This window comes from Lentibacillus salinarum (genome assembly GCF_042679865.1).
In the GTDB taxonomy this organism is placed as follows: Bacteria; Bacillota; Bacilli; order Bacillales; family Amphibacillaceae; genus Lentibacillus; species Lentibacillus salinarum.
This window is the reverse complement of record NZ_JBHTNH010000012.1, coordinates 20420-34183: the sequence shown is the minus strand read 5'-3', so window position 1 is coordinate 34183 and position 13764 is coordinate 20420. Positions and strand designations below refer to the sequence as shown.

General features: G+C 43.2%; 14 protein-coding genes. 1 reads left to right on the top strand and 13 read right to left on the bottom strand.

The window, feature by feature from the left end; all coding sequences use genetic code 11:
* Window positions 1-291: 291 nt before the first annotated feature.
* The 10 genes from ACFQ4A_RS06925 to ACFQ4A_RS06880 form a co-directional block, all read right to left on the bottom strand.
* The gene (locus ACFQ4A_RS06925) at window positions 292-822 is read right to left on the bottom strand and encodes a YcxB family protein (RefSeq protein WP_382398950.1); all 531 of its coding nucleotides are present in this window, start codon (window positions 820-822) and stop codon (window positions 292-294) included.
* 1323 nt (window positions 823-2145) lie between these two features.
* Window positions 2146-2598, bottom strand: coding sequence for a hypothetical protein (locus ACFQ4A_RS06920; protein ID WP_382398948.1), 453 nt, complete (start codon window positions 2596-2598; stop codon window positions 2146-2148).
* A gap of 9 nt (window positions 2599-2607) precedes the next feature.
* Window positions 2608-3621, bottom strand: a complete 1014-nt coding sequence (locus tag ACFQ4A_RS06915) for a DUF3231 family protein (protein WP_382398946.1) — start codon at window positions 3619-3621, stop codon at window positions 2608-2610.
* Between the two features lie 153 nt (window positions 3622-3774).
* Complete coding sequence (locus ACFQ4A_RS06910) at window positions 3775-4002, bottom strand: hypothetical protein (RefSeq protein ID WP_382398944.1); 228 nt, start codon at window positions 4000-4002, stop codon at window positions 3775-3777.
* 77 nt (window positions 4003-4079) lie between these two features.
* A complete protein-coding gene (locus tag ACFQ4A_RS06905) occupies window positions 4080-4553 on the bottom strand; it encodes an Hsp20/alpha crystallin family protein (protein ID WP_077326285.1) in 474 nt (157 codons plus the stop codon).
* A gap of 393 nt (window positions 4554-4946) precedes the next feature.
* Window positions 4947-5255 carry a hypothetical protein gene (locus ACFQ4A_RS06900; RefSeq protein ID WP_382398942.1) on the bottom strand — a complete coding sequence of 103 codons (309 nt, stop codon included), beginning with the start codon at window positions 5253-5255 and terminating at the stop codon, window positions 4947-4949.
* Between the two features lie 317 nt (window positions 5256-5572).
* A complete protein-coding gene (locus tag ACFQ4A_RS06895; protein WP_382398940.1) occupies window positions 5573-8740 on the bottom strand; it encodes an SNF2 helicase associated domain-containing protein in 3168 nt (1055 codons plus the stop codon).
* Window positions 8741-9012: 272 nt separating this feature from the next.
* A complete protein-coding gene (locus tag ACFQ4A_RS06890; RefSeq protein WP_382398938.1) occupies window positions 9013-9147 on the bottom strand; it encodes a YvrJ family protein in 135 nt (44 codons plus the stop codon).
* A 175-nt stretch (window positions 9148-9322) separates the two neighbouring features.
* On the bottom strand, window positions 9323-9538 hold the full coding sequence (locus tag ACFQ4A_RS06885) for a DUF2922 domain-containing protein (RefSeq protein ID WP_382398936.1): 216 nt from the start codon (window positions 9536-9538) through the stop codon (window positions 9323-9325).
* 40 nt (window positions 9539-9578) lie between these two features.
* Window positions 9579-9803 carry a DUF1659 domain-containing protein gene (locus ACFQ4A_RS06880; protein WP_382398934.1) on the bottom strand — a complete coding sequence of 75 codons (225 nt, stop codon included), beginning with the start codon at window positions 9801-9803 and terminating at the stop codon, window positions 9579-9581.
* Between the two features lie 384 nt (window positions 9804-10187).
* Between ACFQ4A_RS06880 and ACFQ4A_RS06875 the strand changes: the two genes are divergently transcribed.
* Complete coding sequence (locus ACFQ4A_RS06875) at window positions 10188-10400, top strand: hypothetical protein (RefSeq protein WP_382398932.1); 213 nt, start codon at window positions 10188-10190, stop codon at window positions 10398-10400.
* 187 nt (window positions 10401-10587) lie between these two features.
* Here the strand turns inward: ACFQ4A_RS06875 and ACFQ4A_RS06870 are convergent, their stop codons facing one another.
* The 3 genes from ACFQ4A_RS06870 to ACFQ4A_RS06860 all read right to left on the bottom strand — a co-directional run bounded on the left by ACFQ4A_RS06870 (window position 10588) and on the right by ACFQ4A_RS06860 (window position 13678).
* Window positions 10588-11781 (bottom strand): MFS transporter, encoded by a 1194-nt coding sequence (locus tag ACFQ4A_RS06870; protein ID WP_382398930.1) that lies wholly within the window; start codon window positions 11779-11781, stop codon window positions 10588-10590.
* A gap of 240 nt (window positions 11782-12021) precedes the next feature.
* Window positions 12022-12738 (bottom strand): sulfite exporter TauE/SafE family protein, encoded by a 717-nt coding sequence (locus tag ACFQ4A_RS06865; protein WP_382398928.1) that lies wholly within the window; start codon window positions 12736-12738, stop codon window positions 12022-12024.
* 340 nt (window positions 12739-13078) lie between these two features.
* A complete protein-coding gene (locus ACFQ4A_RS06860; protein ID WP_382398926.1) occupies window positions 13079-13678 on the bottom strand; it encodes a superoxide dismutase family protein in 600 nt (199 codons plus the stop codon).
* Window positions 13679-13764 lie beyond the last annotated feature (86 nt).

Below are 13764 nucleotides of genomic sequence, written 5' to 3'. Positions count from 1 at the left end.
ATGGTTTCGGGAAACATGGTTCCGTCATTCCCACCCTTGATTGTAAAGTTGGGATTGTCCGCTAGGTAATCCCCTGCCTTTCACGCTTTAAAGCGTTTATGGCAGAACTTGTCGAGCGGCGACCGTTTATGGAAGTTCACAACAGTGATTTTTACGCTTGTATTCGTCAAGCTATAGTTGCATTTAGTGCAGTAATTTAATCTTCAAAAACAACTTCAAATATTCCTTTAATTTAAGTTATGTCCCGCCCTCGTTTTAACCATTAACGAAATATGCTTCAGCATTAGGTTTTCACTCCATCGAAATCCTGTTGGTATCTGAATTTTCACGTACGATATTTTTAAACAATTCAACATCGTTTTTTGTATTGAAAAATCTTTTAGGCATAACAATTGCTTTGTTTTTTGATATATATAAACGAAACAGTTCTTTATTCTCGTAAGCTTTAATAATGTCATCCCATTCAAAGTGGGTGTTCGATTTTCCTCGTTTTTGAAGAATGCCTTGATTGTTGATAACGTATGTCACTTCAGACTTAGCTGTTCTGTCACTTTCGTACTCTCTGCGACTATTTAACCGTGCTAAAAACACAAGTGTCAAAGTCGATGCAGTTGAAATTATCAAAGAAATCGGCAAATAGATCAAACATACCCAATACAAAGAAACTGGAAGTATCAACATAAACACAGCAAGAGAAACAACAGCCGATATTAAAAAATAACTCACAACAATTTTTTGACTGTGATATTTGCTATATTTTTTGATATCCTCATATGTCAATTTCCCGTTAATCGAAACCTCATTATTTTCATTTGGTAGCATAAAATCCTCCTACTCGCCATCTGGTCTTGTTTAGTAGAGTCCTTTAATCACAGTGTGATTAGTGATTAGTCCCCTAAATGCTTTGTTCTTTTAGCTTTCTCCTCCCCCCTGGGACTGAACCCTTTATGATTCTTACCAAGTTCCTTCCTCCCTCTATAAATAATTCCCTCTATACATTTATGGGCAGACCTTACTAATTTCTTCAATAAAATTTATTCAACAATCTGCCCCTACAAGGACAGATTAGCCGTTGTACTTTATTCCGCAACTGCGCCCGTTAACGGAAAATCGTTCTTTAAGAGTCTTGCCAACATTTTGAAAAAATCCTACGCTAAGACGTTTTTGGCCATAAAAATCCGGAAATCTCTACGCTAAGGAAATTTCAAAATGAAGTCATTTAATTTTCCAAAAAATGGGCAGTCATTATCAAAAAATAGCCATCATAATGATGATTGGTGACAACAAGTCCATAACGGATGTGGAAGCATTCTTACAACAAGGAGACACATAATTGTAAAATTTAATACCTCCCGAATCGCCCTCCTTTCAAAAATTTAATAATATGCCCAATCTTAATCTTTATATGCTACATACTACCTAAATGTGTCTCCAGTTATGTTAACCATGCCATAGATCACAGGCGGGGACTAATAGCAACACGTAGAAATCACACGCTAAAAGAACTCTTAGTGGCAGTATAGGTCTCAATAATTCATAAATAATATGAGGATTTTTATAGCAAAGAAGAAATGAAAAGAAAAATATAACAGCATACACACATTAAATAATTATCTGACCGCAAAATAAGTCGTATATAAAAATAAATATTGTGAATAATAAAAGAAGGAGTTGGCTTTGACTTCGCCTATACTCCCCCTCTATAATGCTACCCCGCTCATGCGGGGGGTTTTTAATATCCTGGTTGTTACTTTGAAATAAAGTTTAATCAAAAACACCTCACAAACCCATATTTCATGACAAATAAGAAGAATCCATTTTGAAAAAAAGATTGATCAAAATGGATTCATTTTCAGCAGATTTAATTTGAGTTTTATAAAAAAGTTTGATCATTTTCTACTTTGTGTTGTTCCATCAAAGCACCCCGATTCCGGAAGAGCAATTTAGGAAAACCAACTGATTTCTTCATAAAAATGCAACAGGTTCAAAAATAGTTGTTTACTTTTTACGTTCACACAATTATTTCAAGTAAAATCTATGATAAAAAAGTTCTTTACTTTTATTCAAAAGATGCACCAGTTAAAGTTAAAGGAATAAAGTTGGTAATATCCCAAGCCTGTGAAGTCCCCCCCTGATGCAAAAAAGCTAAAACCGATTAGCCAGCCTTTTTATCATGATGTGCTGCAATAAGAATCCCACAACTAAACCTGGAATGACGCTTAATATTGGAAGCCAAATTGGACCGAGCAATATGCTGAATAAAGTTAGTTTAGATGAATAGATCGTTCCTACAGTTACAAAATAGGCTGAAAATACAAATGGTAAAAAGGAATATGGCTTTTTTCCGCCACCTGCATCTTTAAAGGCATCCCACATGGCAAAAAAGTATAAACAAGGATAGAACATGAGCCACTGATAATCTGCATATTGAATCGCTTTTTCTATTTCCCCATGAAAACTTAGAAGGATGACCTCGTTAAATTTACCCTGTACGTTGACCAAAAACTCTAAGAAAATTAGTACAATCCCTTTGATGTATTTTTTATTTAATAATTGGCCAAAACCAGGTAATGCGATGCTCCACAGCAATTTGTCCATTCAAAAGACCTAACCCTTACCTCTTGTAATTTGATTTCGATCCGGTGCTTGGGGCGGTTTTTCCAACCATCGATTTTTAATCATAAGATTAGCACCATCTTCGGCGTATTTCGCAATTTCAGCTGTAAGACGTGTGTACGTTGCAATCAAGTCAGTCCTTTGACTAGATCCAATTGCCGCCCCATATTGACCAATCCCGGCTGTGTTCATTGTTGTAATATGGAACATCATAAGTTTGTCCGAAAACGGAGATTCGGATGAATCCGTTGGTTGAGCATCCCATACTGACGGTGTTGAAAGATGGTCATTGTGCATAATTTTATTGAAAATATTCACGTGTTTTTCTGATATATCCCGTCCTCGTACCATATACTTTCGAACTTCTGGCGATTGGGCTACCTGACTAAATCCCATAATCAGCGCTGCACCCACCCTATTCCTTTCAATATTGTAATATAAATTCGTAATTTCAATGGCATTTAACGGGCGTTTGTCACTAAACCATCCCCCACTCAAATAATGTTGGTCGTTAATGTATTCGACCCTTTCAGGTTTGGGAATATAGGGGGCTCTTGAAAAAATCCCTTTTGTTAATTTTACTTGCGTGGCTTGATCCAGTAAGTCTGCAGATGTGCTTAAGTTTTGTTTAAAATATTGCACAATATCAGAACGTGCGGCATTAGATAAAGCCATCGTATAGGTAGTCATACCTAATTTCCCTAAGTTTTGGATATACAAGAGGAAAAAATCATCGGTGTATAATCTTGGTGCGTTTAAATTCACATCCTGGGTTGAAAATCCATCGGGTACAGCAATTTGCTCATTGGTAAACAGGTTTTCGATAAATTGGACGTGTTGCTGGGATAAACTTAAAGCAAACTCCAATACAGAGCGTATGTCTTCATCTTCGACCTGGCTCAATGTATAACTAATAGTCTGTACAGCCATTGAATCGCTTAAATAATTACTCCAAAGACTTGCAATTTCTGCCGAGGTCAATCCCGGATTAGACTGTGTATTCATAAAATATTCCTCCAATGGTTTTATAAATATCTTTCACCTCCCCCTGCAAAATATTCATAACCCTTTTTGGGTATTTTTGCTCGCTTGTTGAATCAACAAGTAAGCCCCCGCGATATTAACCACGGGGGCTTACTTTGACAACCTTTTTCAATTTCAATTTTCTGCCACGTTATTTCCTTGTTTTTGTATATTTTTTCTGCTTTGATTAATCTTTTTATACAGGGCCATCACCCTTTCGTCTGGATGTTCCTCAAACGGACTAATATAAAATGATTCTTCTAGCCGTGACATCAAAACACCAAGCATTTGATTTTTACGTTTTGGAGGCAAATGTGACTTCATAAGAGCCTCGTATTGTTCTTGTATCACTTGTAAAATCATGTTATATCACCCCCATTTATTAAGGGAGCCCCTACATTAAGTAATGTAGGGTTCAAGGGGGAACAGCGTTTTGTGACCTATTCGATTTCTATCCTATGCGTGTTATCGTTATTTGCCTGTTCTTCTTTGGTCACATTAATTTTGAGCAAACCATCTTCCAACCTTGCACTGACGCCATCTGGTTTGGCGTTTTCCAAATAGAGAGAACGTTGCATAGCCTCAGAACGACGTTCCCTGTGAATATAGTTACCATCTTCGTCTTTGCTCTCAACATCCTCGTTTCGATTTACAGCAATAGAAAGCCTACCGTCGTCGCTTAAATTGACATTAATGTCTTCTTTTTTTACCCCTGGAAGTTCAGCCTCAACCAGGTATTCGTTGTCGGTTTCCCTTACATCAACCTTGAATGGGTCTGTAGTCAAGTTTCTTCTAAGGGACGGGAAATCACTAAAGGCTTCATCAAAGAAGTCATCAATCATGTTGAAAGGATTCCTTGGGCTTGCACTAACCACATTACGATTTTTTCGGTTGAAAGGAATCAATCCAGCCATTATTAATCACTCCTTTTATAAAATTTTAATTGTTGTACTCATTCAGTTAATGAGTGATGATTTTTGTTTTAAATCATTGAGTTTCTGTTCGTAAACCACGGGTCATGAAAGAAGTCGCCAACCATGTTGATAAAATTCCCCGGCCCGTCTCTACTGAGACCTCGAACCCTTTTGTTGAAAGGAATCAATCTAGCCAACATTAACCACTCCTTTATGATGTTGTTGTTAGCACTCGGTAAATATGAGTGCTAACTTCTATTTTTTATATACCACATTTTTATATGTTTATAAACATGTTTTGCACAAAAAATTTTGTGTTCTGATCTTCTACAATCTGGCCCGATTCCGGCACAAAATTCTTCGATATCCTGCCCGATAACAGAACAGTTTCACCTAATATTCCAATTGCCGCAGGTACAGGAGAATTTCATCTTCATTCAATTTTTTTACGCTGTATTGGCGGATCCTGCTGTCAATTTTCTTTTGTTGCTTACCGCCTTTGCTGAAGAAATTGATCATATGAAGAAATATGCCTCCCCAAATACCTGCCCAACCACGGAGTCCAAGTCGAAATGCCATTTCTTCTGTTTCCGTAAGCGACAGTTGCGCGTTTTCCTCGAATTCTTTTTTATAATCTTCCTGAATTATAATGTAATTTTCCTTGTTCTTTAACGCAGTAAGTAACTCTTCCGCGATCGGCAATAAAACAATCATCCCTCTGTTTATATTCCAACGCGTCCACTCCCCCTCTATGAAACACTAATGCTCTGGTTCAAAACAATCTTCAGCTGAATATATATATTACATTCGTTATAAAAAATAAACCATCTTGTTAAGATGGCTGTATTCGCGGTACGAAAAGACGTATATTGTTGAAAATGAAACGATCACCTTCTACTTACAGACACACATGAAAATTTTTAACAGCAAATAAAACGTTAAAGGTGCTCATCGTCAGTGATAAGCACCTTCAATATTTAACCAATCCCGTCCCGTTTAATGCGGTCCTGAATTAGTTACTATATATTCAACAACTCACGCACATCATCTTCGCTCAGACTCGACAGCATTGTCTCACCCGGCTGGATGACCTGATCGATCAGCTCCCGCTTTTTTTGCTGCAGTTCGTATATTTTTTCCTCTATCGTCCCTTCTGTCACCAGACGGATCACCTGGACGACCTTTTTCTGGCCGAAGCGGTGCGCCCGGCCTGCCGCCTGATCCTCGACCGCCGGATTCCACCACAAATCATACAGAATAACGGTATCCGCGCCGGTCAGGTTCAACCCGGTGCCGCCCGCTTTCAGGGAAACGAGAAAGACACTTTTTTCGCCGTTATTGAACCGCTCGCTCATTTGTACCCGTTCTTCCGAGTCGGTCTGGCCATGCAGGTAGAAGTAATCAATACCGGCTTTCTGCAGTTTGTCGATGATGATCTCATGCATCGTCGTAAACTGGGAGAAGATGAGCATCCGTTTGCCATTGGCGACCGCATTTTCAACCGTCTCCATTAGCTGATTCAATTTGCCTGACTCGCCCTCATAATTCTCCACGAAGACGGATGGATGACAGCAAATCTGGCGCAAGCGCGTCAGCCCGGCCAAAATTTTCATCCGGTTTTGCTGGAAGCCGCTCTCCTGCATCGATTGGGCCGCTTCCTGCTGCAGTTGCCGCCAATAGCCGACATACAGCTCTTTCTGATCTTTCGTCAGTTCCGAGACGTGGACTGTTTCAATTTTGTCGGGCAGTTCTTTCAGGACATCCTGCTTCACTCGGCGCAGGATGAACGGTCTGGTCATTGAGGCGATTTTGTCATGTTCAAGCTGCTTAAATTGGCGTTGGTTCGGCATCAGGCCCGGTAAAATCACTTGAAAAATCGCCCACAGTTCATCGATGGAATTCTCAATCGGTGTTCCGCTCAAGGCGAACCGTCTACCGGCCTTCAGCTGCCGGATCGCCTTGGATGTTTTCGTCGCATAGTTTTTAATGTATTGAGCTTCATCAAGAATCAGCGTCTGGAACGTCTTGTCCTGATAGTGCTCAATATCCTGGCGTAATGTGGCATAGGATGTGATCCAGACATCCTTGTCGCTGTACGCCTCAATCAGCGCCATCCGTTCAGTCGGGGTGCCAGTTAAAATCCCCACCTGCAAATCAGGGGCAAACGTTTCAAATTCGTTTTTCCAGTTGTATAAAACCGATGACGGAGCGACAATCAAGTGCGGCGTATCGCCTGGTTCGGACAAGACATAGGCAATGCTCTGCACCGTTTTGCCAAGTCCCATGTCGTCTGCGAGAATACCGCCCAGATAGTACTGGCTCAAAGACTTGAACCATTGGTAACCGGTTAGCTGATAATTCCGGAGTTCCGCATTGAGATTTTCCGGCAATGGATAGACTTGTTCTTCAGGTGAACGCAATTGATGCAACAGTTTGCGAAACGCCGGGTCATAATCCTTGGACGTATCAATCAGCTCATCAACCTGTGTTCCCCGGTAAACCGGCATCTGCACATTGCCATCCTGCAAATCGTCCGGGTCGATCTCCAAATCATCAAACAGTTGCTTCATGGATGTGAACGCATCCCCTTCCAAGGAAAGGAACGTTCCATCCTGTAGCCGGTAGTAACGCTTTTTTTCCATGACGGCATTAAGTACCTGATTCACTTCGTCATCACCAATGCCATCGATATTGAAGCCGATATCGAGCAAATTGGATGACGACTCCAATTGGACACTTGTCGTCGGCGACGGCTGCTGATCAATGAAAAGCGAACGGATCTCATTCGTCATGTACAAGTCGAGATAGTTATCAAGCACCGGCAGCACGCTGAACAGGAAATCATATAACGTTTCTTCATCGATGGGAATATAGAGTTCTTTGCCATTGTAGTGAAAATTGGCATGCTCAATCAGGTGCATGATCTGCTGTTCCTTTTCCACGTCACGGATGATAATGCCGTCATCCTGCTCCTGTTCGCGACCGGTAAACGGATTAATCTCACGGCTGCCGTAGTGATAGGTCAGCTTTCCGATCAGCCAGTCATCCTGCAATTCCAGGTATAATCTGGCATTGAGCGGCAGCTGAACGATGTCATCTGCTACATTTTCCGCCATGTGCACCTCACCAACTTTTTTCAGTGACGGGACGACCTGAGAAAGAAACGTGTCAGCTTGTTCCTTTGTAATCGGCAACTGGCTGCTTTGGTGAGCAACGGTGGTGATTTGCTCAACGATCGGCAGCTGCTCTTTCGCCGGAAAATAAAAGGTGCCGTCAGCAAATAACAGATCATACGGTTTCAAATACGTGACGGCCTGCATCCCATCCATTCGCAGGGACAGGTCACCGGTTTCTGTTTTGGCCAAATCAAACGAAAACGGCAATTCGTCTTCCACGACCTTTATCTCCTGGAAATTCCCTTCCGGTGCTTTAACCGTGAAATCACGCTCAGTAAGCATCGGCAGCAGCTCACGCGCGACCAGGGGCGGTATGACCACCGAGCGTTCGGGAGCGTCCATGAACCGGTAGATTCCCCGGTCAAAATAGACTTTTTCATTTTTTAGAATCGCGTGCAGCTGCTCGAAAATGTGCCAATCCGGCTCTTGGAAATAATGGATCTCCGGATTATAGGTGAATGTTTTCGTGAAGTAATGTTCACGACCACTGAACACATCCTCCAGAAAATCCTCGACCTTCTTGACCACAAGCGGACGGTTTTCACCGACTTTTAATTCAAGAAGGAGATTGTGTTCGCTGTTCCACCGGGCATAATATGCGACTTGCAGCGGTACTTTTTTTAGCGTGATCTCCGATGCCGGCTGATACGTGTTTAACGAGGCGATGGCATTCATCAGCCAGTCAGTCGTCTCATAATCCCGGGACCGTTTGACCGGACTGTCGATATCGCTTGTGCTGATGGCCATCAATGCAGCTGCGATATGTTTACATGGACCGAACGTGGCAAAGGCGGGACAATTACAGTAGACATCAAACGAGCCATTTGCCATGTCAGCCGCGTTAACTTCGACCAAATACGCTTCCGATCCCTGCACAACGGCTGACCAGATTTGGAAATTCCGATCGTATACCAGGTTGCTAACGAGACCGCGGTTATAATATTGCAAGCCGCGCTGATAAACGGCGGCCGAAAACATTTTTTTAATATCAATATCATGAATGTTTGTCAAAACGCATTTACCCTACCTTCTGCCATCTCTTTATCTATTATTGTATATGACTGAACATGATTTTTAAATGAATTTCTATTAACAGGATGGGTGTCGAGCGTGGATGGCAAACATGTTTTTTGAAGATTATTTGCTATTCAAATACGTTTCGATGTGTTTCAATCGAGAAGATATAGTTATTCCCAGCATTATAACATCCCGTTTCATGTATTAAACCAATGAATTCCTCACCGGTCAACTCAGCCATTTGCCGGAGTTGACCAGTCACATGATCATTTCATTTTTTCCGGTAGTGCGTGGATGGATTCGATCAGATCGTTCAGCTTGCCTTCGATCCGGTGCAGTAAATAGAATGTCACCATTATCGGAAAGCCGACCTCCGTCACAAATGATATCCAAGCCTCCACTGACATGACCTCCTTTCGTTTGGATTTTTTGATGATCCCACCCAGCCAATTCAAGACCATTTAACCGAAGTGTGGTAGTGCTCGCGCGATTTCGCGGGCTGTTCGCTCGATTTTCTCCTGAACGCGATCGAATCAAAAGACCAGGGCGCTGCTGCCGCTGGTCTTTTCATGCCGATTACGGTAGTTCAATTTCTTCGACGGTGCGATCCACGATGCGGGCGCTTTTTTTGGAAACGAGATCGCCACCTGACGATGTAAAGGCGTTCTGGGTGAGAATCTCGTCCATCGCAGCACTGACGGCCCCCGCGTCAACCGGTTCGACAGGCTTTTCCAAGGAATAGGTCACCGTCTTTTCGTCTTCATTATAGAATTTCAGTTCAATTTTCTTCATCGATTAGTCGCCTCCTTTCTGTCGATTTTTACTGGTCCGATTATTCCTGTGAGATTTCCGAGCCATCATGACGTTCAATCATATAAATCGGGCGCTCCTGCAGTCCTTCGAGAGCTGTGGCGATGGCATACAACTGGTCTGCTGTGGCTTCTGGCTTCACATTGTTGAAACTTTTCGTTTTATAAATCGTTTCGCCCGTCATCATGTCATCACCGTCATCCAATACCAGCCGTAAGCGTGAACTTACTTTTTGTGCAACAGCCATGTCGGTCACCTCCTTTCACCCCTACAATCGAACAAAAGAAGGAAATGGGGGCGTCCCGTGGAAAAATGTTTAGGTGACGCCCCCCTTTGTGGCTGGCAAACGATTGTATATATGAAGAACTTTCTATATCCAGTCCAAATGTATTTTGGCTTCAGGATAGGGTGTTCATAAAAAACGCATTATAAGCCTTTACAGCCCATTGATTTTATTAAAATCAGTTGGCTTTTTCCTGGGCGAAAAGTACAAGTGTTGGTTTTGTCAGTAACGAGAGCTTAAGACTTTATATGACAAAAGGGCCATTTAATGAAGTAAGGAAAAAGTTATCCACAGACGAATTGTTGCATCATTATCTATGGTATAATAGATAAAGGGGGATAAATTGCTATGATTGATCGTGAAGAACTACACCAAATCGTTGACAAATTGCCTGAAGATAAATTGCCACGGATGAGAGACTTTTTCCGGCACTTATTTGACGAGGATGAATTTGAAGTAAATGAGAAAACGAAAAAAGAGATAGATCAAGCTCGGGAACGCGTCGAAAACGGTGATTATGTTACGTTGGATGAACTTTTGAAGGAATCGCGGGATGTATAAGTTAATAGGCAGCAAATGTTGAACAAGGAAATTAATTAAAGGGAAAGATTGTTTTTATGATTTAATTTCATAACTGATGGACCTGTTAATTACGGTATATAAAATGTTGATACTGCTCCTTTAATGATAAAACCTCTACAGATTCATAGGCTATTGGTAATTCGCCCTCCGGCTGAGCCCGTCAGCATTACCCAGCTGCTAGGTTTTTGGCCCGGATATATAAATAAACGTACAGGATGATGGAAAATAACACCGATCCGGCTGCCGTCAAGTAAATCATATGATAGCCGTAAACGGATGCAATATAACCGAATGACATGGCGCCAACGCCGACGCCCAAATCAAAACAGGAGAAGAATGTGGCATTGGCCATCCCTTTCCGGTGGTCAGACGCGTTATTCACCGCCCACGCCTGCAATGCCGGCTGAACTGAGCCAAAACCAAGCCCGTACAGTGCAGCCGCCAGCAGCATCACACCGGTATTCGGCAGCCACGATAACAGGAGCATCGCACAAAAAATCAGGGCTGTCCCCGGTGGAAAAACATACAAGTGGCCTTTGCGGTCATAAATTTTACCGGAAAACGTCCGGGAAATCATAAGAAAAACAGCATACACCAAAAAGTAAAACTCGATGCCGGCGATGTTGCTTTGCTCAGCATAAATCGGCAGAAAGGAAGCGATACCGCCGAACGTGACCGTTACGAAAAACAGTAGCACAGACGGCCTGACAGCTGTTTTTTCAAACACATCAAATTTGACGGTGGTCGTTTTGTGTGCCGAATTCTCCACCTTTTTATAATGGATCCGGGTTGAGAGCATAAACGCTGTCAATCCCATGGCGGCACAGATCAGAAACAGAGATGTAAACGAAATGTGGCCGGTCAGTGTCAAGCCGAGCGACGGGCCGAATGCCAGCGCCAGATTCCCGGACAAGCCAAAATAGCCCATCCCCTCACCACGGCGCTTGGGCGGGATCAAGTCGGTCGCCACGGTCGCTGTTGCTGTCGTCGATAGGCCCCAACCGACACCTTGAACGATACGCATCATAAATAATAAGGCAATAACAGAGATGAATGCATACGAGCCCACGGACAAAACAAAAATGATCAAGCCGGTCATATAAACAAACGCTCGGCCCTTCGATTCCAGAGCATGTCCCGCATAGGGTCTGAGCAGCAATGCCGAAAATGTGAAAATGCCGACAATCAGGCCAATCTGCTGGTCACTGCCGCCAAGCTCTTCCACAAATAGAGGCAAGGTCGGCAGGGTCATTTGAAAGCCGAGGAAAATGAAAAAATTTGCTAGGCAAATGAACACAAAATCCTTCGTCCAGATTTTATCCTGTGCCGGTGCTGTCTGCGTCTGCGTTCCTGTGGTCATCGTATTCCATCCTTTTTCATCAGATTATAAGAATGATCCGTTGCAAAAACTTAGACTCTCGAATCATAGTATACATGAACAGGATCAAATTGGGAATGGGCAGGAATGCGGATTTTGGGCGTGTGGTTGGCATCCTGAACGCTAACAGCTGCCCGCTATCATTCTGGCTCCCGGCGTTGTGAACGTTAATGTTTTTGGTTGAACGTTAGCGTTTCACGATCATCACCTTTAAAATCGCCTTTAAATCTGCTGCCAAAACAAATACACTCCGGTAAAAAACAACAGCACGTACGTCAATTTGCGGAACAGGGCCTGATTAATCCACCGAAAAAGGATTTGCCCCATAACCAGCCCGACAACAACGATTGGCAATCCCGCTGCACTTGACGTCCAAATGGCTGCTGACGTTCCGGCAAACACAACTTGACTAATCAGGCTTACCGCGTAAATCCACAAATAAAATGCCAGCGTTGTGCCCCGCAGTTTTTCCTTTGCTGTGTCCGTCCCGGAAAAATAGAGCAATAATGGCGGTCCGGGCATCCCGATACTCGTTGTAAACGCACCCGAAAAACCGCCTGCAACCAGATCACGTTTTTGTGACCCGCGGATCCGAAAATTCAACACCAGCAACACCGTCAAAATCAGGATCAGCACACTGACGCCAATCTTCAGCCATGTCATGTCGAGCATTAAAAATAGTACCATACCAAGCGGCAAACCGACTAGACTCCCAGCCACCAGCCGTTTCAAGGTGCCCATGCCGATATCTTGTTTGATTTTCATGATGAGGGCCGTCGAAATGACGAGCGATAAAATCAGATTGATCTGGATGGCTTCTCGCGGTTCAAACAATAACAGCAAGAACGGTGTCGCCATAATGGAAAAGCCGAAGCCCGTACTTGTCTGCAATAGGGAAGCAACGAATATAATAACGCTAAATAACACAATCGATTCCACATGAACACCTGCTAAACGTCAGTATTTTTTCCAGTATAACAGATGCCATGGCCATTCAAAGATAAAAAATTAAGACTGTTTTCTCAACGTTTGTTGCTTTTGGGATCAGAAGAAAAACATTTGGAATCTCTGAGCAGTCCGAATGATAACTCCTGCGGGAAGTAAGCGATAGGCAAGACCCCACAGGGCGGATGCCCGAGGAGGCTTGCCACGGCTTGCCACTTGCCCTCGAAAAGCGAAGTGTATTCGGACTGCGGGCTAAATAACAACAAGCCTTACGAAAAGAGCCAACGTTAAAGACCCGGATATTCAGCCGGGCCTTTTGTCATGCTGATTAAAGTCATTCACTGATCACACCGCAGGCAATCCGCTCGCCAGCATCGCCAGACGGTTGTGATTGATAATCATCCGCTCCGGAATGGATCATGAGGGAGGTCCCGCCTTCTTTCAGGAGTGAATGGTTTTCGCCTTTATCAAGTGTGACCATCTCGGCAGCTGCGTCCGCGAACACATTCCCGTCCTCATCAACCCGGATATTCGCCAGATCCCCGGCATGCGGTCCCTCCGGATGCTCAAACCCATGTTTGGCATCAGTCGGGTTGAAGTGTCCGCCGGCTGATTTAAAATCTGGTGCTTCACAAACGCCATTTTCATGAATGTGGAAACCATGTGTTCCCGGCGGCAGATCTGAGGCCTCCAGCGTCACTTTTACGCCCCGATAAACCGGTCTGATCATTGCTGAACCGACCGCTTCTTTATCACCGTTATACAGCGTGACTTCCACTTCCTCTGTATCGTCACTTACACTGCCGGCTGTTTCGATACCAGGGTCTGAGCTGTTGTTCTGTGTTTCTTCCATATCATCATTATCGTCCGTTTCCGTACAGGCACCCAATACCATGACTAGCGCCAGCCCGGAAAACAGTATCCATTTTCGCATTCAGCCATTCTCCTTTCAGTTGATGGATATATTTTCTTGTTTTAGTCTGGACGATATTGGAAAACTTATACAACGGCCGGTGATTT

Bases quoted from the DNA above. Each gene is read 5' to 3' on its own strand.
- ACFQ4A_RS06910 (WP_382398944.1), bottom strand. From the start codon at position 4,002: ATGATTTTACAAGTGATACAAGAACAATACGAGGCTCTTATGAAGTCA.
- ACFQ4A_RS06905 (WP_077326285.1), bottom strand. From the start codon at position 4,553: ATGGCTGGATTGATTCCTTTCAACCGAAAAAATCGTAATGTGGTTAGT.
- ACFQ4A_RS06860 (WP_382398926.1), bottom strand. From the start codon at position 13,678: ATGCGAAAATGGATACTGTTTTCCGGGCTGGCGCTAGTCATGGTATTG.
- ACFQ4A_RS06875 (WP_382398932.1), top strand. From the start codon at position 10,188: ATGATTGATCGTGAAGAACTACACCAAATCGTTGACAAATTGCCTGAA.
- ACFQ4A_RS06885 (WP_382398936.1), bottom strand. From the start codon at position 9,538: ATGAAGAAAATTGAACTGAAATTCTATAATGAAGACGAAAAGACGGTG.
- ACFQ4A_RS06920 (WP_382398948.1), bottom strand. From the start codon at position 2,598: ATGGACAAATTGCTGTGGAGCATCGCATTACCTGGTTTTGGCCAATTA.
- ACFQ4A_RS06915 (WP_382398946.1), bottom strand. From the start codon at position 3,621: ATGAATACACAGTCTAATCCGGGATTGACCTCGGCAGAAATTGCAAGT.
- ACFQ4A_RS06925 (WP_382398950.1), bottom strand. From the start codon at position 822: ATGCTACCAAATGAAAATAATGAGGTTTCGATTAACGGGAAATTGACA.
- ACFQ4A_RS06870 (WP_382398930.1), bottom strand. From the start codon at position 11,781: ATGACCACAGGAACGCAGACGCAGACAGCACCGGCACAGGATAAAATC.
- ACFQ4A_RS06880 (WP_382398934.1), bottom strand. From the start codon at position 9,803: ATGGCTGTTGCACAAAAAGTAAGTTCACGCTTACGGCTGGTATTGGAT.